The organism is Micromonospora sp. CA-248089 (genome assembly GCF_050948515.1).
Lineage (GTDB): Bacteria > Actinomycetota > Actinomycetes > Mycobacteriales > Micromonosporaceae > Micromonospora.
Genome location: NZ_CP192016.1, coordinates 3,696,562 through 3,714,108 on the forward strand (window position 1 = coordinate 3,696,562; position 17,547 = coordinate 3,714,108).

General features: G+C 73.6%; 18 protein-coding genes. 12 read left to right on the forward strand and 6 right to left on the reverse strand.

Going from position 1 to position 17,547, the window contains the following annotated elements; translation table 11 throughout:
* The first annotated feature begins 39 nt into the window (after nt 1–39).
* The 5 genes from ACQP26_RS17605 (at nt 40) to ACQP26_RS17625 (ending at nt 3,340) form a co-directional block, all read left to right on the forward strand.
* Nucleotides 40–714 carry a peptidoglycan recognition protein family protein gene (locus ACQP26_RS17605; protein ID WP_269705633.1) on the forward strand — a complete coding sequence of 225 codons (675 nt, stop codon included), beginning with the start codon at nt 40–42 and terminating at the stop codon, nt 712–714.
* 99 nt (nt 715–813) lie between these two features.
* Complete coding sequence (locus tag ACQP26_RS17610; RefSeq protein WP_433493409.1) at nt 814–1,179, forward strand: ArsR/SmtB family transcription factor; 366 nt, start codon at nt 814–816, stop codon at nt 1,177–1,179.
* Nucleotides 1,176–1,817, forward strand: a complete 642-nt coding sequence (locus tag ACQP26_RS17615) for an SRPBCC family protein (RefSeq protein WP_433493410.1) — start codon at nt 1,176–1,178, stop codon at nt 1,815–1,817. Before ACQP26_RS17610 ends, ACQP26_RS17615 begins: the two co-directional genes overlap by 4 nt.
* A 412-nt stretch (nt 1,818–2,229) precedes the next feature.
* Nucleotides 2,230–2,721, forward strand: a complete 492-nt coding sequence (locus ACQP26_RS17620; protein WP_433493411.1) for an NADAR family protein — start codon at nt 2,230–2,232, stop codon at nt 2,719–2,721.
* Between the two features lie 109 nt (nt 2,722–2,830).
* Nucleotides 2,831–3,340 carry an NUDIX domain-containing protein gene (locus ACQP26_RS17625; protein ID WP_433493412.1) on the forward strand — a complete coding sequence of 170 codons (510 nt, stop codon included), beginning with the start codon at nt 2,831–2,833 and terminating at the stop codon, nt 3,338–3,340.
* Nucleotides 3,341–3,466: 126 nt separating this feature from the next.
* Here ACQP26_RS17625 and ACQP26_RS17630 read toward each other — a convergent pair whose 3' ends face one another.
* Nucleotides 3,467–4,633 (reverse strand): LLM class flavin-dependent oxidoreductase, encoded by a 1,167-nt coding sequence (locus ACQP26_RS17630; RefSeq protein ID WP_433493413.1) that lies wholly within the window; start codon nt 4,631–4,633, stop codon nt 3,467–3,469.
* 143 nt (nt 4,634–4,776) lie between these two features.
* On the opposite strand from ACQP26_RS17630, the gene ACQP26_RS17635 reads away from it, so the two are divergent.
* The 6 genes from ACQP26_RS17635 to ACQP26_RS17660 all read left to right on the forward strand — a co-directional run bounded on the left by ACQP26_RS17635 (nt 4,777) and on the right by ACQP26_RS17660 (nt 10,705).
* Nucleotides 4,777–5,748: a sulfonate ABC transporter substrate-binding protein gene (locus ACQP26_RS17635; protein ID WP_433493414.1), complete on the forward strand. Its 972-nt coding sequence runs from the start codon at nt 4,777–4,779 to the stop codon at nt 5,746–5,748.
* Nucleotides 5,745–6,581 carry an ABC transporter permease gene (locus ACQP26_RS17640; RefSeq protein ID WP_433493415.1) on the forward strand — a complete coding sequence of 279 codons (837 nt, stop codon included), beginning with the start codon at nt 5,745–5,747 and terminating at the stop codon, nt 6,579–6,581. The genes ACQP26_RS17635 and ACQP26_RS17640 overlap by 4 nt, the downstream gene beginning before the upstream one ends.
* Nucleotides 6,554–7,279 carry an ABC transporter ATP-binding protein gene (locus ACQP26_RS17645; protein WP_433493416.1) on the forward strand — a complete coding sequence of 242 codons (726 nt, stop codon included), beginning with the start codon at nt 6,554–6,556 and terminating at the stop codon, nt 7,277–7,279. The genes ACQP26_RS17640 and ACQP26_RS17645 overlap by 28 nt, the downstream gene beginning before the upstream one ends.
* A gap of 16 nt (nt 7,280–7,295) precedes the next feature.
* Entirely contained in the window at nt 7,296–8,702 is a 1,407-nt protein-coding gene (locus ACQP26_RS17650; RefSeq protein WP_269705624.1) for a selenium-binding protein SBP56-related protein, read from the forward strand.
* Entirely contained in the window at nt 8,699–9,337 is a 639-nt protein-coding gene (locus tag ACQP26_RS17655; protein WP_433493417.1) for a hypothetical protein, read from the forward strand. Before ACQP26_RS17650 ends, ACQP26_RS17655 begins: the two co-directional genes overlap by 4 nt.
* Before the next feature lie 84 nt (nt 9,338–9,421).
* Nucleotides 9,422–10,705, forward strand: coding sequence for a sulfite oxidase (locus tag ACQP26_RS17660; RefSeq protein WP_433493418.1), 1,284 nt, complete (start codon nt 9,422–9,424; stop codon nt 10,703–10,705).
* 7 nt (nt 10,706–10,712) lie between these two features.
* Here ACQP26_RS17660 and ACQP26_RS17665 read toward each other — a convergent pair whose 3' ends face one another.
* The 3 genes from ACQP26_RS17665 to ACQP26_RS17675 form a co-directional block, all read right to left on the reverse strand.
* Nucleotides 10,713–11,255, reverse strand: a complete 543-nt coding sequence (locus tag ACQP26_RS17665; RefSeq protein ID WP_433493419.1) for an RNA 2'-phosphotransferase — start codon at nt 11,253–11,255, stop codon at nt 10,713–10,715.
* 227 nt (nt 11,256–11,482) lie between these two features.
* Nucleotides 11,483–12,532 carry an aldo/keto reductase gene (locus tag ACQP26_RS17670; protein WP_433493420.1) on the reverse strand — a complete coding sequence of 350 codons (1,050 nt, stop codon included), beginning with the start codon at nt 12,530–12,532 and terminating at the stop codon, nt 11,483–11,485.
* A gap of 77 nt (nt 12,533–12,609) precedes the next feature.
* Nucleotides 12,610–14,577, reverse strand: coding sequence for an ABC transporter ATP-binding protein (locus ACQP26_RS17675; protein WP_433493421.1), 1,968 nt, complete (start codon nt 14,575–14,577; stop codon nt 12,610–12,612).
* A 244-nt stretch (nt 14,578–14,821) separates the two neighbouring features.
* Between ACQP26_RS17675 and pgi the strand changes: the two genes are divergently transcribed.
* Complete coding sequence (gene pgi, locus ACQP26_RS17680) at nt 14,822–16,456, forward strand: glucose-6-phosphate isomerase (protein WP_433493422.1); 1,635 nt, start codon at nt 14,822–14,824, stop codon at nt 16,454–16,456.
* A gap of 46 nt (nt 16,457–16,502) precedes the next feature.
* On the opposite strand, the gene ACQP26_RS17685 is transcribed toward pgi, so the two are convergent.
* Together ACQP26_RS17685 and ACQP26_RS17690 are read right to left on the reverse strand one after the other, a co-directional pair.
* Nucleotides 16,503–16,913, reverse strand: coding sequence for a type II toxin-antitoxin system Phd/YefM family antitoxin (locus tag ACQP26_RS17685; protein ID WP_269705616.1), 411 nt, complete (start codon nt 16,911–16,913; stop codon nt 16,503–16,505).
* Between the two features lie 38 nt (nt 16,914–16,951).
* A complete protein-coding gene (locus ACQP26_RS17690; RefSeq protein WP_269705615.1) occupies nt 16,952–17,494 on the reverse strand; it encodes a GNAT family N-acetyltransferase in 543 nt (180 codons plus the stop codon).
* Nucleotides 17,495–17,547 lie beyond the last annotated feature (53 nt).

Sequence of the window (17,547 nt, forward strand, 5' to 3'; positions counted from 1 at the left end):
TCCCGCCACGCCCGGCCGCCTCTCTCCCGAGGAGCTGCGATGTCTGTTCCTGTCCCCCGGCGGGCCGTGCTGCGCGGCGCGGTCCTGCTCGGCGCAGCCGCCGGCGTCGGCGCGCTGACCCAGATCGGCTCCGGCCCCGACGCGCGGGCCGCCGCCACCCGGGTCGATCAGCCGACCATCGCCAACTGCGCGACCTGGGGCGCCCGCCCGCCCTCGTCGCCGGTGAGCGTGGTGGCCAGCCGTCCCAACAAGATCATCGTGCACCACACGGCGTTCCCGAACACGACCGACTACAGCCTCGCCCAGGCGTACCGCAACTCCCGCGACATCCAGAACCTGCACATGGACGGCAACGGCTGGCTCGACTCCGGGCAGCACTTCACCAACAGCCGGGGCGGCTACCTGACCGAGGGCCGGCACGGCAGCCTCTACGCGCTGCTGCACGGCCAGACCATGGTGCAGGGCGCGCACTGCGTCGGGCAGAACAGCCAGGCGATCGGCATCGAGAACGACGGCATCTACGTGGACGTGCAGCCGCCGCAGGCGCTCTGGAACAGCCTGGTGACGTTCTGCGCGTTCACCTGCCAGCAGTACGGCATCGCGCCCACCGAGATCTACGGGCACAAGGACTTCAACAACACGCAGTGCCCGGGGCTGCTGCACGACCGCCTGCCCGAGCTGCGCCGTACCGTCGCCGCCCGCCTGGGCGGCTGACAAACGGGGGTACGCGGGGCGCCCGGGTGCGACGGGCGCCCCGCGTCGTGCCGAGCGTTAATCCTCGCTTATATAAGCCGAGTCTGATACAAAGGTGTGGTGCACGCCTTCGACGTCCTCGGCGACCCGGTCCGCCGCCGGATCCTGGAACTGCTCGCCGACGGCGAGCAACCGGCCGGCGTGCTCGGCGACACAGTGCGCCGCGAGTTCGGCATCAGCCAGCCGGCCGTCTCCCAGCACCTCAAGGTGCTGCGCGAGCACGGCTTCACCACCGTGCGCGCCGAGGGCACCCGCCGCCTCTACGCCGTGGACCCCGCCCCGCTGCGCGACATCGACGCGTGGCTGGACGGGTTCCGCCGCTTCTGGACCCCGCCCCTGGCGGCGCTCGCCACCGAACTGGCCCGGGGCCGCCGCGAACGACGGCTGCGCGAGAACACCACAGACGACGAGAGGACCGAACCGTGATCGACGTGACCGGACAGATCAGCGCCGTCGAGCGCCGCATCGGCGACCGTACGCTGCCCGCCGGGCAGGCGCGGGTGCTCACCATCGCCCAGACGTACGACGCGCCCGTCGCCGACGTCTTCGACGCCTGCACCAACCCGGAACGGATACCCCGCTGGTTCCTGCCGGTCTCCGGTGACCTGAGGCTCGGCGGCCGGTACCAACTGGAGGGCAACGCCGGCGGCACCGTCGAACGCTGCGACCCGCCGCACGGCTTCGCCGCCACCTGGGAGTTCGGCGACGAGGTGAGCTGGATCGAGGTGCGGCTGCGCGAGGCCGGCCCGGGGCGTACCCGCTTCGAGCTGGAACACGTCGCGCACGTCGACGACCAGCGGTGGCTCGAGTACGGCCCGGGCGCTGTCGGCATCGGCTGGGACCTGGCTCTGGTCGGGCTGACCTCCCACTTCGCCGCCGACGGCGAGGGCGTCGACCCGGCCGCCGCAGCCGACTGGATGGCTTCGGACGAGGGCCGTCGTTTCGTCACCGAGTCCAGCGGGAGCTGGACCGAGGCGAGCATCGCCGCCGGCACTCCCGCCGAGGAGGCCCACGCCGCAGGCGCCCGCGTACAGGCTTTCTACACCGGCTCCCCCACGCCCTGACCCCGCCCTGCCGCCCCCGCCCCTCCTCGCCGATCTTGCAGTTCGGGCCCCTGCGATGGCCGTTTTCACCCGGATTGCGGGGCACCAAAGTGCAAGATCAACAAGGGGCGGGGTGTCCCATGACACGCTTGACCGGCCGCCCTGGCGGCTCCTCGCCGGGCTCTTTGAGATCTTGGTAGCAAAGGGCCCTCATAGGGGCCTGTTGCTACCAAGATCTCTCCCGGTCCTGGGATGCGGAACGCGCTTCCCTCAACGTGGGATCCGCGCCTGCGCGGCGGGCAGGAGACGGGCTTCGGGCAACATCGGTGACGAGAGGCGGCAGAGCGGCGCGGTGTCGCGGCCGAGGAGCGGTGCCTTGTCCGGGGCGAAAAGTGGCGGTGGGATGTCGGTGGGGTGGGGCAGACTGCGGGGCATGTCGATCCGTACCGTCGCCGACCTGACTGCCGCCCTCCAGGCCGGTCAGACGTTCACGTACCTGCACTTCTGGGGGCACCGGCCGCGGCGTGACGGTAGTGTCGGCGCGAGTTGCCTGAGCCAGTGGTGGCCGTCCGCGTTCACAGTGGACGGCCGGGAGTTCGCCACCGCCGAGCACTGGATGATGTGGCACAAGGCCACCCTCTTCGGCGACCACGCGATCGCCGAGCGGGTGCTGGGCGCCGGGCATCCGCACCGGGCCAAGGCGCTCGGCCGGCAGGTCCGCGACTTCGACGAGGCGACCTGGGTGGCCCGCCGCTACGAGATCGTGGTGGCCGGCAGCGTCGCCAAGTTCTCGCAGGACGAGGCGTTGCGGCGATTCCTGCTCGGCACCGGCGACCGGGTGCTGGTGGAGGCCAGCCCGACCGACCGGGTCTGGGGCATCGGCCTGACCGCCGAGGACCCGCGTGCCGCCGACCCGGCGACCTAGCGGGGCGGCAACCTGCTCGGGTTCGCCCTGATGGAGGCCCGCGCCCGGCTCGCCGGCCCGAGGGGGTGACGCCTGGATCGGGCCGGCGATGCGGGTAACGTGCTGCGGCGTGACCGCGTACTCGCACTGCTCGTTCTGCGGCGTGGCCTACCCGGCGGGTGCCGGGTGGCCGCGCGTCTGCTCCTCCTGCGGCGAGACGGTGTGGCGCAATCCGTTGCCGGTGGCGGTGGCGGTGCTGCCGGTCCGTACGCCCCAGGGTGTCGGCGTGGTGGTCGTGCGCCGCGACATCGAACCGGCTCGGGGGCAGCTCGCGTTGCCGGGCGGCTTCATCGAGTACGGCGAGGAGTGGTCCGAGGCGCTCGTGCGGGAGCTGCGCGAGGAGACCGGGCTGCTGGCGGAGGCCGGGGAGGCGCGGCTGTTCGCGGTGCACGGCGCCCCGGCGGGCGGCACCATGATGGTCTTCGGCGTGCTGCCCGAGCGGCCGGTCGGTGACCTGCCGCCGTCGGCGCCGACCGAGGAGGCCACCGAGTGGCTGGTGCTCACCGATCCGGTCGAGCTGGCCTTCTCCACCCACACCCGGGTGCTCGCCGACTTCCTCGCCGGGCAACGCCCGCTCTGACGGAGGCGACCCGGGCAGCGCTCGACCCTGACCGAGCCGACCCGGGCAGCGACCGGCCCTGACCGCGACCGATCCGGCAGCGCCGGACGGCCCGGCACGCCCGGCCCGGTAAAGGGCGCGGCGCGGTCAGCCGCGAGCCGGGACGGGCTGGGGTGAGAACGGCACGGCGGCCGGCGCCTCGACGGCCGGCTCACTCGCCGGGTGCCGCCACAGCCCGCGCCGCCGCAGGATCGGCAGGACGCCCTCGCCGAACCAGTACGCCTCCTCCAGGTGCGGGTGGCCGGAGAGGATGAACTCGTCCAGGCCGAGCGCGTGGTACTCGGCGATCCGGTCGGCGACCTCGGTGTGGCTGCCGACGAGCGCGGTGCCCGCGCCGCCGCGTACCAGCCCGAATCCGGCCCACAGGTTCGGTGAGACCTCCAGCCCGTCGCGGGAGCCGCCGTGCAGGTCGAGCATCCGCCGCTGCCCCTCGGACTCGCTGCGCCGCAGCCCGTCCTGCACCGCGCGTACGTCGGCCTCGGGGATGCCGTCGAGCAGCTTGCGGGCCTGGGCCCACGCCTCCTCGGCGGTGTCGCGGCTGATCACGTGCAGCCGGATGCCGTGGCGCAGTTCGCGACCGGCCTCGGCGGCGAGCCGGCGGATCCAGTCCAGCTTGCCGGCCACCTGCGCGGGCGGCTCGCCCCAGGTCAGGTACACGTCGCTGTGCCGGACCGCCACCGGACCGGCCGCGCCGGACGACCCGCCGAAGTAGACGGGCGGCACCGGGTCGGGCACCCGGCTGAGCCGGGCGCCCTCGACCCGCACGTGGGCGCCGTCGTGGTCGACCGTCTCTCCGCGCCACAGCGCCCGCACCACGTGCAGGAACTCGTCGGTACGCGCGTAGCGGGCGTCCTTGTCCAGGAAGTCGCCGTACGCCCGCTGCTCGGCGGACTCGCCGCCGGTGACCACGTTGAGCAGCAGCCGGCCGCCGGACAGGCGCTGGAACGTGGACGCCATCTGCGCGGCGAGGGTGGGTGAGAGCAGGCCGGGCCGGAACGCGACGAGGAACTTCAGCCGCTCGGTCACCTCGGTGAGCATGGCGGTGGTCAGCCAGGCGTCCTCGCACCAGGCGCCGGTGGGGGTGAGCGCACCGGCGAAGCCGAGCTGCTCGGCGGTGCGGGCGATCTGTCCCAGGTACGCGACGCTCGCGGGCCGGGCGCCACCGGCGGTGCCGACCGGCACGCCGTGGCCGCCGCCCACGATGTCCCGGCTGTCGCCGTAGGTCGGCAGGAACCAGTGGAAGGTGAGCGACATCGTGTACCTCCGGTGCGGGATCGGCCGGGTCGCCTCCTGAGTGGTGGGACGACCACGCCGACACACTACCCATAAAACCTATCGGGTTGGTAGGTTGCTGTCGCCCGTCGATGCCGGGCCCATCCCCTCCCCGAGGAGTCGTCATGCGTACCCCCAGATCGCGCCGCCGGCCGGTGGCCGCGCTGCTCACCACCCTCGCGCTGCTCGCCGCGACGGCGCTGACGGCCTGCGGCGGCGAGGCGGCCGACGCCAGCGGCGGCGGCGACGGTCCGCTGCGGATCGGCTACCAGCGCTTCGGCGGGCTCAGCCTGGTCAAGGCACGCGGCGACGCGAAGAACGTCACCTGGTCGCTGTTCGAGAGCGGCCCGGCCCTGACCGAGGCGCTCAAGGCCGGCTCGATCGACATCGGCCAGGTCGGCGAGGCGCCGCCGGTGTTCGCCGCCGCCGGGAAGATCCCGTTCTCCGTGATCGGCACGTCGGCGCCGATTCCGCAGGGCGAGGCGGTTCTGGTCAAGGCGGACAGCCCGTACCGTGGATTCGCCGACCTGCGCGGGAAGACGGTCGCGCTGAACAAGGGCTCCAACGTGCACTGGCTGCTGGTGAAGCTGCTGGAGGCCAACAGGATGACGCTCGCCGACATCAACGTGAAGTACCTCAAGCCCGCCGAGGGGCGGCCCGCGTTCGACAACGGGCAGGTCGACGCGTGGATCATCTGGGATCCCTACTTCGCGCTGGCCGAACAGCCGGGCGTACGGGTACTGGCCGACGCCACCGGCCTGGCCGGCAACCGTGAGTACGTGCTGGCCGCCCCGGACGCGGTCAAGAACCGCACCGACGACGTACGGGCGTTCCTGAACACATACCGACAGACCACCGACTGGGGCATCGCCAACCCGGCCGAGCGGGCCGCCGTCCTCGCACCAGAGCTGAAGATCCCGCTCGACGTGACCACCCGCGCGCTGAACCGCAGCGCCAAGCCGCTCGCCCCGGTCACCCCGGAGATCGGCGCCGAGCTGCAGGCCATCGCGGACAGTTTCGTGGAGCTGAAGCTCGTACCCGGACCCGTCGACATCGCCGGGCGGGTGGACGGCCGGTTCAACGAGGCGTTCCAGTGAGCGGTCCGGCGCTGGCCGAGGCCGCCCCCGCGGTCGTACCCGATCGGGCGACGCCGCGGCGGTCGCGGGCCCGCGCCTCGCGGCGGTGGCGGCGCGCGGTGAGCCCGGTCGTGCTGGTGCTCGGGTGGGAGGTCGCCGCGCGGACCGGGCTGCTCGCCCCGGAGAAGCTCCCCGCGCCCAGCGCGGTGCTGGCGACCGGGTGGCGGCTGGCGCGCGACGGCACGCTCGGCGTGCACCTGCTCGACTCCCTCACCCGCGCCGCGCTCGGCCTGCTCATCGGCGGCGGCCTGGCGCTGGTGCTCGGCGCGGCGGCCGGGCTGCTGCGCCTCGGCGACGACCTGGTCGACCCGCCGGTGCAGATGGCCCGGATGCTGCCGCACCTGGGCTTGGTTCCGCTGCTGATCATCTGGGTCGGCATCGGCGAGTCGCTGAAGGTCACGCTCGTCGCGCTCGGCGCGTTCTTCCCGATCTACTTCAACACGTACGCCGGCATCCGCGACATCGACGAACGCCTGGTGGAGGCGGCGCGCACCTGTGGTCTCGGCGCGGCGGCCCGGCTGCGGCACGTGGTGCTGCCCGGCGCGCTGCCCGCGCTGTTCCTCGGGCTGCGGCTGGCCATCGGCGCGGCCTGGCTCAGCCTGGTCGTCGGCGAGCAGGTGAACGCGCAGACCGGCGTCGGCTTCCTGATGATGGAGGCGCGCGAGTTCAGCCAGACCGACGTGGTGGTGCTCGGCCTGCTCATCTACGCGTTGCTGGGGCTGGCCTCCGACCTGCTCATCCGGTACGCGGAGAGGAGGACGCTGGCGTGGCGACGCGGACTGCGCGCGACCTGACCGGGCCGGTGCTCACCGCACGCGCGGTGACCCGCTCCTTCGGCCCGGCGGTGGTGCTCGCCGGGGTAGACCTGACCATCGCCGCCGGGGAGACGGTGGCGCTGCTCGGCGGCAGCGGCTCCGGCAAGAGCACGCTGCTACGGGTGCTCGCCGGGCTCGACGGCGACGCCGGTGGCGAGTACGCGGTGCACGGCACGGCGGCCGTGGTCTTCCAGGAGCACCGGCTGCTGCCGTGGAAGCGGGTGGCGGACAACGTGGCGCTCGGCCTGGCCGGGCCGGACGTGACCGGCCGGGTCGGCCGCGCGCTGGCCGAGGTCGGGCTCGCCGACCGGGGCCGGGCCTGGCCGGCCGAGCTGTCCGGCGGGCAGGCGCAGCGCGTCGCGGTGGCCCGCGCGCTGGTCCGCGAACCGGACCTGCTGCTGCTGGACGAGCCGTTCGGCGCGCTCGACGCGCTGACCCGGTTGCGCATGCAGGGGCTGCTGCGGCGGCTGCGCGCCCAGCACGGCTTCGCCGCGCTGCTCGTCACCCACGACGTGGAGGAGGCGCTGCTGCTCGCCGACCGCGTCCTGCTCCTCGACGACGGCGTGATCGCCGAGGAGGTGCCGGTACGCCTCGGCCCGTCCCCGAGCCCCGACGACCCGGCCCTCGGCGCGTTGCGCCGCCACCTGCTCGACCGCCTCGGCGTACCCGCCGGCTGACCGCGAGGGAGAACAGATGACCCGCTGGACCCCCGACCCGACCTTCTACCCCTCCCCCGCGCTCGCCGCCGCCGCGCCGGCCGAGAAGCTCGCGTACGTCGCCGCGTTCGACCGCGCCGGGCAGCGCCCCGACGCCATCGCGGTGCTCGACACCGACCCGGACTCCGACTCGTACGGCCGGGTGGTGGGCTGGACCGAGCTGCCGAACACCGGCGACGAACTGCACCACTTCGGGTGGAACGCGTGCAGCAGCGCGCTCTGCCCGACCGCGCCGCACCCGCACGTGGAACGCCGCTACCTGATCGTGCCGGGCCTGCGCTCGTCCCGGATCCACGTGCTGGACACCAAGCCCGACCCGCGCCGCCCCGAACTGGTGAAGGTGATCGGCCCGGAGGAACTCGGCAAGCGCGCCGGGTACTCCCGCCCGCACACCGTGCACTGCGGGCCGGACGGTATCTACGTCTCCGCGCTCGGCGGCGCGGACGGGCAGGAGGGGCCCGGCGGCATCGCCGTGCTCGACCACACCACGTTCGAGGTACGCGGCGCGTGGGAGGCCGACCGGGGGCCGCAGTTCCTGGCGTACGACTTCTGGTGGCACTACACGCAGGACGTGCTGGTCACCAGCGAGTGGGGCACGCCGTCGATGATCGAGGACGGCATCGTCGGTGAGCTGCTGCTGGGGCGCCGGTACGGGCACGCGATCCACTTCTGGGACCTGGCGAGGCGCCGGCACGTGCAGCGCGTCGACCTCGGCGACCAGTACCAGATGCCGCTGGAGCTGCGCCCCGCGCACGACCCGACGAAGTCGTACGGCTTCGTCGGCGTGGTGATCAGCGTCGAGGACCTGTCCGCCTCGATCTGGCTGTGGCACCGCGACGGCGGCACCTGGGCTGTCACCAAGGTGATCGACATCCCGGCTGAACCGGCCGACCCGGCCGACCTGCCGGATCTGCTCAAACCGTTCGGGGCGGTACCACCGCTGGTCACCGACATCGACCTGTCCGTGGACGACAGGTTCCTGCACGTCTCCTGCTGGGGTACCGGCGAACTGATCCGCTACGACGTCAGCGACCCGTTCCACCCGGTACGCGTCGGCTCGGTGCGCCTGGGCGGCATCGTCAACCGCACCCCGCACCCGGCGTACCCGGACGAGCCGCTGGCCGGCGGCCCGCAGATGGTCGAGATCAGCCGCGACGGCCGGCGTGTCTACGTCAGCAACTCCCTCTACGGCGCCTGGGACGACCAGTTCTACCCCGACGGCGTGGGCGCCTGGGTGGCGAAGCTGGACGTCGACCCGGACAGCGGCGGCCTCGTACCGGACCCGCGGTTCTTCCCGCGCGGCGAGGAGTTCCGCGGCCTGCGCGTGCACCAGACCCGGTTGCAGGGCGGCGACGCCTCGTCCGACTCGTACTGCTTCCCGTGACCGGCGCGACCTGGGCGGCGCTGGCCGGCCTCGGCGCGTTCCACGGCCTAAACCCGGCGATGGGCTGGCTGTTCGCGGTGGCCCGGGGCCTGCAGGAGCGCCGCCGCGCGGCGCTCCTGGCGGCCCTGCCGCCGATCGCCGCCGGTCACCTGGCGTCGGTGGCGGTGGTCGCCGCGCTGGTGAGCGCCACCCGGTCGGTCACCGCGAGCACCCTGGTCGCGGCGGCCGGCGGGGTGCTGCTGGTCGGGTTCGGCCTGTGGCGGCTGCTGTCCGAGCGGCACTTCCGGTGGGCCGGGATGCGGCTGTCGGCGGCGCAGCTCACGGCCTGGTCGTTCCTGATGTCGGCGGCGCACGGCGCGGGCCTGATGCTGCTGCCGGTGCTGCTCGCCGCACCGGCGGCCGGCGGAGGCCCGCACGCCGGGCACCTCGCCGCCGCGCCGGCCGGGGCGCTGACCGGCCTGCTCGCCGCGGCCGTGCACACCGCCGCCATGCTCGGCGTCGCGCTGGCCGTGGCCCTGCTGGTGCACGAGGTGCTCGGCGTCGGTGTGCTGCGCCGCGCCTGGTTCAACGTCGACCGGCTCTGGGCCGGGGTGCTCGTGGCAGCCGGTGTGGTGACGCTGATCGGTGCGGCGTGACGTTGCCGCCCACCTGGGATGGATCGATGAGAAGTCCTACTGGTTGAATAGGAAAGGCAGCGTCGCCCACCCCGGAGGTCAGCCGTGACTCAGTCCCCGTCCCCCGCCGAAGCCGTCCACGACGCCGACCGGAGCCGGCAGTGGCTCGCCGGGCAGGCGCACGGGCCGGGCGTCGACCGCGAGCGGCTGCTGGAGGTGGGCGCGGCGATGGCCGCGGTGACCGCCGCCGCCGCGGAGCGCGAGCCGGTCGCGGTGGCACCCGCGCCGGTCGGCGTCGACCCCGGCGCGCCGATCGTCAAGCCGCTGCCGCCGGAGCTGCTGCGCCCGCTGGACACCAACGCCGAGATGCGCTGGCCGTCGATGGCCGGCCAGGGGTACGTGGTCCCGACCGACCGCTTCTTCGTCCGCAACCACACTGTCACCCCGCACCTGGACGCGGCCACCTGGCGGCTGCGCCTGTTCGGCGACGGCCTGCGCGGCGCGCCGACCCGCGACAAGCCGGTCGAGTTCGACCTCGACGAGCTGCGCCGGCTGCCCGCCGAGGAGCACGCGGCGCTGCTGGAGTGCGCCGGCAACGGGCGCCGCTACTTCGCCGAGCAGCAGGACGAGCCCGCCCCGGGCGTGGCGTGGGGACTCGGCAGCGTCGGCGTCGCCCGGTGGCGGGGCGTGCGGCTCGGCACGGTGCTGCGCCTGGCCGGGCTGCGCGACGAGGCGGTCGACGTGATGCCCGAGGGCCTCGACCCGGACTACGTCTCCGGCGGGGTCAACCTCGGCCGGGTACGCCGTCCGATGCCGGTCGCCAAGGCGCTCGACGACGTGCTGCTGGCGTACGAGATGAACGGCGAGCCGCTGCCCGCCGACCACGGCTTCCCGGTGCGGGTCGTGGTGCCCGGCTGGGTCGGCATCTCCTCGATCAAGTGGGTGGGCGCGATCGAGGTCTCCACCACGCCGCTGTTCTCGCCGTGGAACACCCAGTTCTACCGGATGTTCGGCCCCGGCCACCCGGCCGACGGCACCGTGCTCACCGCCCAGCCGGTGCGCAGCGCGTTCGAGCTGCCCTGGGACGCCCGGCTGCCGGCCGGCGAGGACGTGCTGCTGACCGGCCGTTCCTGGTCCGGCAACGGCCCGATCGCGCACGTCGAGGTGGACACCGGCGACGGGTGGCGCCCCGCCGACCTGGTCGCCGCCGACCGCGGCGGGCCCTGGCAGCGCTGGACCGTCCGCTGGTGCCCGGCGACCGCCGGGCGGCACGTCCTGCGCGCCCGCGCCACCGACAGCACCGGCGCCGTTCAGCCCGACCGGGCCGCGCCGAACGACCTCGCGTACCTGTTCGACGCCGTGGTCGCCCACCCGGTGACCGCCTGCTGACCGCCGCTCAGGTGGTGCCGAGGTAGGGCGGCGGCACCGTGTCGGTGAGCCACACCCCGTTCGCCGAGCGGTAGAACAGGTACCCGGCCTCGGCCATCGCCGCCGCGTCCACCGTCAGCACCACCACCGCGCCGCCCCGGCGTGCGCCGACGCGCCGGGCCGTCGCCACATCCGGCGACAGGTGTACGTGGTGCCGCCCGCCCCGGCGCAGCCCCTGCGCCCGGATAGCGTCCAGCACGGCCTCGCCGGTGCCGTGGAACAGCCGGGGCGGCGGCGCGGCCGGGGTGAGGCCCAGGTCGACCGGGACGGAGTGCCCCTGGTTGGCGCGGATCCGGTCGGCCCCGTCCGGGCCGGCCTCGACCGCGAAGCGCTGCTTGTCGTTGCTGGCGACCACGGCGTCCAGCTGGGCGCGGCTGATCCCCAGCCCGGCGAGCACATCGGCCACGGGCACCCAGCCCGCCCGGTCGAGCCGCAACCCGAACGCGTCGGGCCGGTGCCGCAACGCCAGCGACAGCCGCTTGCTCACCCGGACAAGATCCCGATGTTCCACCCGCCCAGTGTGGAGCCGCACACTTCTTGTGTCGACGCAGTTCCCACCCGCCCCTCCCCGCCTGCCCCGGCCCTGCCCCGCGCCCCGTCGATCTTGCGGTTTCTGCCCCTCGCGTGTCCGGATCGCGCTGTTTGCCGGGGCCGGAACTCCATGATCGACGGCGAGGGGTGCGGGTGGGGAGCGGAGGGCGGGGAGGGGGCGCGACGGGGGCGGGTGGGCGGGACGGGTCAGGCGGCGGCTCGGGCTGGGCGGGGACGGCGGCGGTGGGACGGGTCGGTCAGGGTGGGCGGGGACCAGGCGCCGTCGGGCTGGTAGAGGTTCGTACCGGGCGGGACGATCTCGTCGATACGGTCCAGCACCGCGTCGTCGAGTGTCAGCTCCGCCCCGGCGAGCAACGCGTCCAACTGGTCCATCGTGCGCGGTCCGATGATGGTCGACGTGACCGCCGGGTGCACGGCGGTGAACGCCACGGCGAGCTGCGGCAGCGTGCAGCCCACCTCGTCGGCGAGCGCGACCAGTTCCTCGACGGCGGCGTACTTCGCGGTGTTGCCCGGCAGCGCCGGGTCAAACCGGGCCGGGGTCAGCGCCGGGCGGCCGGCGCCGAGGTCGACGGGCCGGCCCTGCCGGTACCGGCCGGACAGGAACCCGGAGGCCAGCGGGCTCCACACCAGCACACCCATCCGGTAGCGGCGGCACACCGGCAGCACCGACGCCTCGATGCCGCGCGCCAGGATCGAGTACGGCGGCTGCTCGGTGCGGAAGCGGCCCAGCGCACGCCGCTCGGCGACGTGGTGCGCCTCCACGATCTCCTCGGCCGGGAAGGTCGAGCAGCCGAACGCGCGGATCTTCCCGGCCCGGACCAGGTCGGTGAGCGCGCCGAGCGTCTCCTCGACGTCGGTGGTGTGGTCGGGACGGTGCACCTGGTAGAGATCGATCCAGTCGGTGCCCAGCCGGCGCAGGCTGTCCTCGACCGCCCGGACGATCCAGCGTCGCGAGTTGCCGCCCCGGTTGGGCCCCTCCCCCATCGGGAAGTGGACCTTCGTGGCGAGCACCACGTCGTCGCGCCGGCCGCGCAGGGCCTTGCCGACGATCTCCTCCGACTCGCCGGCCGAGTACATGTCGGCGGTGTCCACAAAGTTGACTCCACGGTCGAGGGCGGCGTGGAGGATCCGGGCGCAGTCGTCGTGGTCGGGGTTGCCGACCGCGCCGAACATCATGGTGCCGAGGCAGTGGACGCTGACCTCGATGCCGGTGCCGCCGAGGACGCGATAGCGCATGTGAACTCCCTGGTGTGCACCGCGCCGGCCGGGTGGCGCGCGGTCCGGTCACGGTAGGAGTTCGAGTGCGCTGGAGGTCAACCGTCGGCAGGCTCCGCGCTGCCCGCGAGGTAGCCGGCGGCCTGCAACTCGAACAGTTCTCGGTAGAGTCCGCCCTGGGCCATCAACGTGTCGTGGTCGCCCGACTGCACGAGCCGGCCGTGGTCCATGACGAAGATCCGGTCGGCGTGCCGGACGTTCGCGAGCCGATGGGTGATCAGCACGACGGCCCGGTCGGGGTGCCGCCGCAGGTGCTGGAAGAGGGCGTGCTCGGCACGCGCGTCCAGGGCGGCGGACGGCTCGTCGCAGATCAGCAGCCGGGCGTCGCGGTAGAGACCACGGGCGGCCACCAGCCGCTGCCACTGCCCGCCGGACAGGTCCTGCCCGTTCTTGAACTGCCGGTCCAGCAGCGTGTCGTACCCGAACGGCAACTCGCTGATCATGTCGTGCGCGGCGGCGTCCCGGGCGGCGGTCTCCACGCTGGGGCCGGCCCCGCCGGCGCGGTCGTGGCGGCCGACGCGGATGTTCTGCCGGGCGGTGAACGGGAACTTCCACCAGTCCTGGCTCATCACCGCGACCTGGGCGGCGGTCTGCCGTGGGTCCAGGTCGGCGGCGTCCACGCCGTCCCAGCGGATCGTGCCGCCGGTGGGCCGGTAGAGGCCGGCGATCAGCTTGGCGAGCGTGGTCTTGCCGGAGCCGTTCTCCCCCACCAGCGCGATCACCTCACCCCGCCGTACCGTCAGGCTGACCTCGTCGACCGCCGCGCTCTCGGTGTCCGGGTAGCGCAGGCTGACCCGCTCGACGTCGATGCGCTCGAACCCGTCGACGCGCAGGTGCCCGCCGGCCGGGATCCGCCGCGCCGCCCGGTCGAGGAAGTCGCGGTAGTCCTGGTAGTAGAGGGCGTCCTCGTAGAGCGAGTTGGTGGCGAAGACCGCCGTGCGCAGGCTCGTCCGCGCGGACTGGAGCGCGAGCAGCGCGGTGGCCGCCGCCGCCAGCGCCACCACGCCGCCCATCAGCAGCCCGCCCAGTACGGCGTAGACCGCGAACGCGGCCACCCCGGTCACCGACAGGCCGAGTCCTCGGGTGACGGTCTGCGAACGGGCCAGCCGGAGCTGGGCCTGTGTCTCCACGGTCATCATCCGGTGGTACTCGGCGAGCAGGAAGTCCCGCATCTGGTAGGCACGGATCTCGGCGGCCGTGTGCCGGTCGGCCATCAACCGGGCCAGCATGAACATCCGGCGGCGACGGGTGATCCAGGCCAGCAGCGCCAGGTACTGCCGCCGCGCCAGCTTGACCGCGGTGACAGCCTCGGGCACCGCGGCGAGCAGCAGGCACGGCAGCAGAACGGGCTGGATGACCGTGACCGCGGCGGCGGTGGCCAGCACACCCACGACACCGGTCACCAGGTTCACGGTGTGGTCCACGATCGACGCGGCCTCGGCCATGCCCCGGTCCCGGGCACGATCCATCTCCTCGGCGAAACCGGCGTCGTCGAACGCGGCGAGTTCCACAGCGGTGGTCGCCTCGAACAGCCGGAGTTCCACCTGGTAGTTGATTTGCGGGATGAGCCGCGCCTGCGCCCAGCCGGCGGCGACGGTCAGCGCTCCCCGGGCCGTCACGGCGGCGGCCGCGAGCAGCAACGCGGGCAGGGCCGCCCGGATCCGGTCCGGTGTCGGCCCGGCGGCGAAGAGCTGCTGGAGCACGCCGGTGGTGGCGAGCAGTCCGAAGGTGGTGAGCAGGCCGGCGACCACGTTGAGCCCGATCGAGGCGAGCGTGTCCCGGCGGCTGGTCGCCCAGGCCAGGCCGATGGCCTCGCGCACGAGGGCGGGCAGCCGGCGCGCCACCGACCAGAAGCTGGTGTGGGCGAACTCGGTGGCACGGTTCATCCAGTGCCCGTCCGCCAACTCCGGCAGCGGTGACTCGTCGCCCGCCGCGCTCCCGGCCGTGGCGGACTCGTCCGGCGGGTGCTCGTCCGAGGGGCGCCGAGGACCGAAAACCGCTGCCATCCGTGCCTCCTCCGGTAAGCCGACGATTCCGGAGCTTACGTTCCGCAATCGATACATGTCACTCAGTGACCGGCGTGTCGTACAGATGTCCCAAGGGCGTGTCCCGCCGCGGCGGCCGGAAAGTCCGGCCCGCACGGTGCTCACCGCCGGGTCGCGTCGCGCGCGACCGGTCCGGGTGGCAGGCTTGTGGGGTTCGCCGGCGCAGGCCGGCCGACCGCCCGTCGTGAAGGAGAAGATCGACCCGATGGCTGTGGACGTCACCACCACCGACGAATGGCAGGCGCTGCGCAAGCACGCCGAGGCGATGCGCGGCACGCACCTGCGCGACCTGTTCGCCGCCGACGGGCAGCGGGGTGAGCGGCTCACCGGTGAGGTCGCCGACCTGCACGTGGACTACAGCAAGCACCTGGTCACCGACGAGACGATCGCGCTGCTCGGCGCGCTGGCCGAGCGGGTCGGGCTGACCGACCGGATCGCGGCCATGTTCGCCGGCCGGCACATCAACGTCACCGAGGACCGGGCCGTGCTGCACACCGCGCTGCGCCTGCCGGCGGACGCGTCGCTCACCGTGGACGGCCAGGACGTGGTCGCCGACGTGCACGCCGTGCTGGACCGCATGTCGGCGTTCGCGCAGCGGGTGCGCTCCGGCTCGTGGCGCGGCCACACCGGCGAGCGGATCACCACAGTGGTGAACATCGGCATCGGCGGCTCCGACCTCGGGCCGGTGATGGCGTACGAGGCGCTGAAGGCGTACCGGGACGCGGGCATCAGCTGCCGGTTCGTGTCGAACATCGACCCGACCGACATCCACGACAAGACCGCCGACCTGGATCCGGCGAGCACCCTGTTCGTCGTGGTGTCCAAGACGTTCTCCACGCAGGAGACGCTCGCCAACGCCGACCAGGCGCGGCGCTGGCTGCTCGCCGGGCTGGACGCCGACGACGACGCGGTGGCGCGGCACTTCGTCGCGGTCAGCACCAACGAGCAGCGGGTCCGGGACTTCGGCATCGACCCGGAGAACATGTTCGGCTTCTGGGACTGGGTGGGCGGACGCTACTCACTGCCGTCGGCGGTCGGCCTGTCGGTGATGCTGGCGATCGGCCCGGACCGGTTCCGCGAGATGCTGGCCGGCTACCACGCGGTCGACGAGCACTTCCGGTCCGCCCCGGTGGAGCGCAACATTCCGGCGCTGCTCGGCCTGCTCAACGTCTGGTACACCGACTTCCTCGGCGCGGAGACCCACGCGGTGCTGCCCTACTCGCAGTACCTGCACCGGTTCCCCGCCTACCTGCAGCAGCTCACCATGGAGAGCAACGGCAAGTCGGTACGCGTCGACGGCTCGCCCGTGACGTACCCGACCGGGGAGATCTTCTGGGGTGAGCCGGGCACCAACGGCCAGCACGCCTTCTACCAGCTCATCCACCAGGGCACCCGGCTGATCCCGGCGGACTTCATCGCGTTCAGCCGGCCCAACCACGACCTGGGCGACATGCACGACCTGTTCATGTCGAACTTCTTCGCCCAGACCGCCGCGCTGGCGTTCGGGCGGACCCGGGAGCAGGTGGAGGCCGAGGGCACCGCGCCCGAGGTGGTGCCGCACCGGGTGATGGCGGGCAACCACCCGACCACGTCGATCCTGGCGCCGAAGCTCACCCCGGCGACGCTGGGCCAGCTGATCGCGCTCTACGAGCACATCACGTTCACCGAGGCGGCGATCTGGGACATCAACGCCTTCGACCAGTGGGGTGTGGAGCTGGGCAAGGTCATGGCCAATCAGCTCGCGCCGAAACTCACCGGGCCGGACCCGGACCTGGCCGATGTGGACACGTCGACAGCCGAGCTGATCCGCCGCTACCGGGCTGAGCGCGGCCGCGGCTGACCGCCTGCCCGTGGCGTCCCGCGCAGACCGGGCGGGACGCCACGGGTCAGCGGCGCAGCAGGTCGGCGTGCGCCGCGCGCAGCCGGGTCAGCGAGGCGTCGCCGGCCGGGGCACGGCGGTCCAGCTCGGCCCACGCCTCGGCGAGCGCGTCGGCCAGCGCCCGCAGCTCGGCGGCGTGCCGCCGGCTGGACTGCCGGTGCAACTCCTCCAGGCGGCGGGCCCATCCGGCGCTGATCGCGGCGACGCGTTCGGCGTCGGCGCGCGCCTGGGCGCCGGTGCGGGCGGCGGACGCGGGCACGATCGCGGCGACCGGCCGCGGATCGCCGTCGCGGGTGACGAGCGTGACGGTGTCGGTCAGCTCGGCCAGGGAGACGAGCTGGGTGAGCCGAGTGCGGACCTCGCGCAGCGGCAGGGCGCGCGGCTGGGGGGACCGGTCGGCCAGTGCGGGGACAGCCATGGACACATGTTCACGTCCGGGTACGACAGTTTCGGCGGTCAGGCCGTCCACTCCGGCGCCAGAACGGACCAGACCTCCAGGTCGGCGCGGCCGTCGGGCGTCGGCGCTGCCCCGCGCATGACGCCGTCGCGGCGCATGCCGAGCCGCCGTGCGACGGCGACACTGCGCTCGTTACCCGCCTTCGTGATCCACTCGACGCGGTGGATGCCGCGCTCCCGCACCGCCCAGTCGATGACGTAACGGGCCGCGCGGGTGACCAGCCCCTGCCCCTCGGCGCCCGGTTCCAGCCAGCAACCGGCCTCGCACACGCCGCGATCGGTGCTCAGCGACACGAACAGCACGCCGCCGACGAGCGTGCCGCGCTGCCAGATGCCCCAGATGCCGCCGTCGTCGCGGGCCCACCTGTCGGCGTACGCCTGGAGGACCTTGCGTGCCGACGCGGCGTCGGTGGCGACGAAGGACGCGCCGACCCAGGGTGCGATGTGGTCGCGGCAGCGGTCGAGGTTGGCCAGGAACTCGTCGGCGTGCCAGGGCGACAGTGGACGCAGCTCCGCGTCGTCGGTGAGGGCGTGGGCGAACATCCGAGGACGCTAGCAGGACCGTCGCGGTTTTGTCGGTCGGTCGCTCTACGGTC

Excerpts from the sequence above, each read along its gene's own strand:
- ACQP26_RS17670 (WP_433493420.1), bottom strand. The coding sequence starts at position 12,532 with ATGCGCTATCGCGTCCTCGGCGGCACCGGCATCGAGGTCAGCGTCCAC.
- ACQP26_RS17690 (WP_269705615.1), bottom strand. The coding sequence starts at position 17,494 with ATGTTCGCCCACGCCCTCACCGACGACGCGGAGCTGCGTCCACTGTCG.
- ACQP26_RS17675 (WP_433493421.1), bottom strand. The coding sequence starts at position 14,577 with ATGGCAGCGGTTTTCGGTCCTCGGCGCCCCTCGGACGAGCACCCGCCG.
- ACQP26_RS17650 (WP_269705624.1), top strand. The coding sequence starts at position 7,296 with ATGACCCGCTGGACCCCCGACCCGACCTTCTACCCCTCCCCCGCGCTC.
- pgi (WP_433493422.1), top strand. The coding sequence starts at position 14,822 with ATGGCTGTGGACGTCACCACCACCGACGAATGGCAGGCGCTGCGCAAG.
- ACQP26_RS17630 (WP_433493413.1), bottom strand. The coding sequence starts at position 4,633 with ATGTCGCTCACCTTCCACTGGTTCCTGCCGACCTACGGCGACAGCCGG.
- ACQP26_RS17605 (WP_269705633.1), top strand. The coding sequence starts at position 40 with ATGTCTGTTCCTGTCCCCCGGCGGGCCGTGCTGCGCGGCGCGGTCCTG.
- ACQP26_RS17620 (WP_433493411.1), top strand. The coding sequence starts at position 2,230 with ATGTCGATCCGTACCGTCGCCGACCTGACTGCCGCCCTCCAGGCCGGT.
- ACQP26_RS17635 (WP_433493414.1), top strand. The coding sequence starts at position 4,777 with ATGCGTACCCCCAGATCGCGCCGCCGGCCGGTGGCCGCGCTGCTCACC.
- ACQP26_RS17685 (WP_269705616.1), bottom strand. The coding sequence starts at position 16,913 with ATGGCTGTCCCCGCACTGGCCGACCGGTCCCCCCAGCCGCGCGCCCTG.